Here is a 2,152-nt window from a genome sequence, read left to right on the forward strand (position 1 = left end):
TTTCCCCTCATGGTCCACTGAAATGGCTTTGCGAGGGTTTCATTGAAGTAGGCGATGAAGCTGTCGATCTTGTCCTTGAGGTCGTAGGTTGAGGAGAATGATCCGCGGCGCAGAACCTTGCGGGCGAGAATGGAGAACCAGAGTTCGATCTGGTTGAGCCAGGAGGCGTGCTTCGGCGTAAAATGGAAGCGGATGCGATGATCGGCATCGCGCAGGAAGGTTTCCCGGCTGGCGCGCGACTTCAAGATACCGCGCTTGTGTTTCTGCCCCAGGTCCTGCGTGACGCCGCAGCGGCGGGCGACAATCCGGACCACGCTCTCGGACAGGTGGATGTTCAGATTGTCGGCCACGATCTCCCACTGAACATCGGGTGCGGCACCATCGAGCATTCCTTCCAGGAAGGCCGCAAAATCACTTTCGCACCGATGGTCGCCAATCTGGCCGAACACCTGTCCGGTCGCCACGTCGAACCCGGCGATCAGGGTCTGGGGGCCGTGACGGACATACTCGAACTCCCGCCGTTCAACGGCGTCCGGACGCAGGGGCAAGCCCGGCGCACTGCGTTCCAGAGCCTGAACGCCGGTCATCTCGTCGAGCGAGACGGTGCGCACCCCGGCCATCGCCGCTGTTTTGGCGGCGTGGTAGATCGCGCAGATGTCGGCGCACTTGGTGTCGAAGGCCGGATCGGGTGCCGGCGTCAGCCAGGCGCGCACGCGATGGGGCTGGAGATCAGCCTCCCTTAAAAAAACGCCCGATCGAGCCGTGGGAGATCGTCTCGACCAGGCCCTGCCTGATCGCTTCGCCGGCCAGCGCACTCTGGCTCCAGTGCGTGATCGGCACCCCGCTGGCGTCCGGCGGTTCGCAGGCCAGGGTCACGATGCCGCAGATCTGTTCCGCGGTGAACGTCGGCGGCGTCCCCGGACGCGGCGCATCAGCCAGTCGGTCAGCCAGCGCCAGATCGGGTTCGCCGTCCCAACGCCGTCGCCAGCACCGCACTGTCTGAACCGTAACCCCCAGCCGGCGAGCACTCTCCCGATTGCCGATCCCCTCGGCGGCCAGCAGGATGATCCGGGCGCGTAGCGCCACCTGCTGCGGCGTCGAATGCCCCCGGACCAGACGGTCCAACTCCTCGCGTTCAACCGCACTCAGCACGAAGGGCTCAGCAGATCGCGCCATGGCTCCCTCCGCAGCATCGCGATCGGTCATCATAACATCCCTGGAACCAAGCTTAACAGCACCCGCCGAAAGCCCCAGGTGCTACCAAAAGCTGTGACAAGGTGGGTTGCTCATTTCAGACGGCCTGAACTAGCGTTCTATTTTTGAACGAATGCAGGACGTTCAGGACAACCTCGTTGCCGATCAGAGGATGGCCGCAATCATATAGTCGCATGTGGTAAAATGTAAAAGTGCCTAACAAAACCATTCATGGACGAAGCGGAAGGTGATGAGGGCGGCGGCGAGGTGATCGAAGGCTTCAAGGATGTCGATGCGGCGTTCGTATCGCATGGCGATGCGTCGGAAGCGGGCGAACCAATCCCACGCCTCCGCGCCTCGTCAATGGCAACACGAATCAAGTCGATCAGATCTTCGTCGGCAACCTAACCGACACCCTGCACAAGGTCAGGGAGGTGGGCACGCCGATTCTGCCGGGATGCTTGGCTATCAACCGGGGAGGGTGGGCGGTCAAAGAGATTGAACTGTGTCTCGGAGCTCACTGGCATGCCTATGATGTGGTCCGAGAACCGAGAGCGAACAAGGCGGATATCTAAAATATCCGAGAACTCGCAACGCCCGCAACGGTCAGGTCTGATCGTCGGGAATGTACGGGATCAGGCCCTTCTCGAAAGCAATCTCCTGCACCTCCTGCGGCATGGTGCGGAGGTCCACCAGATAGCCGTTAATCTCGGCCATCCAGACCAGCGGGTTCCTGTCCATCATGCTCGGCAGCGTCCATTCGGGATCAAAGGCCGGATGCAGCTTCAGAGTGTCCGATATGGCGCGTGCCTTGGCGCTTCCAGTGCTTTGGCTGACGCCGAATTCAGCGCACACATCGGCTAGCCGCATTTATGCGCCAAGCCGGAAAGCGCTCTGACGTTCTCTGCCCTTCTTCAATTTTTAGCTGTGCAGGCAAGGGTTGGCCGTAGCGCGGATT

General features: G+C 61.1%; 3 protein-coding genes and 1 pseudogene. All 4 read right to left on the bottom strand.

The features are described from left to right. The coding region (locus tag AC5JJ6_RS10785) for a transposase (protein WP_496042034.1) at positions 1-713 on the bottom strand (713 nt) is incomplete at its 3' end. Positions 714-729: 16 nt separating this feature from the next. Next, positions 730-1,206, bottom strand: a complete 477-nt coding sequence (locus tag AC5JJ6_RS10790; protein ID WP_496042035.1) for a helix-turn-helix domain-containing protein — start codon at positions 1,204-1,206, stop codon at positions 730-732. Positions 1,207-1,410: 204 nt separating this feature from the next. After that, positions 1,411-1,533: pseudogene (locus AC5JJ6_RS10795) on the bottom strand (IS5/IS1182 family transposase); the annotation flags it as partial. Positions 1,534-1,800: 267 nt separating this feature from the next. Continuing rightward, entirely contained in the window at positions 1,801-2,064 is a 264-nt protein-coding gene (locus AC5JJ6_RS10800) for a DUF6398 domain-containing protein (protein WP_496042036.1), read from the bottom strand. Between the last annotated feature and the right edge of the window lie 88 nt (positions 2,065-2,152).

This window comes from Skermanella sp. (assembly GCF_059503625.1).

Bases quoted from the DNA above. Each gene is read 5' to 3' on its own strand.
- AC5JJ6_RS10790 (WP_496042035.1), bottom strand. From the start codon at position 1,206: ATGACCGATCGCGATGCTGCGGAGGGAGCCATGGCGCGATCTGCTGAG.
- AC5JJ6_RS10800 (WP_496042036.1), bottom strand. From the start codon at position 2,064: ATGCGGCTAGCCGATGTGTGCGCTGAATTCGGCGTCAGCCAAAGCACT.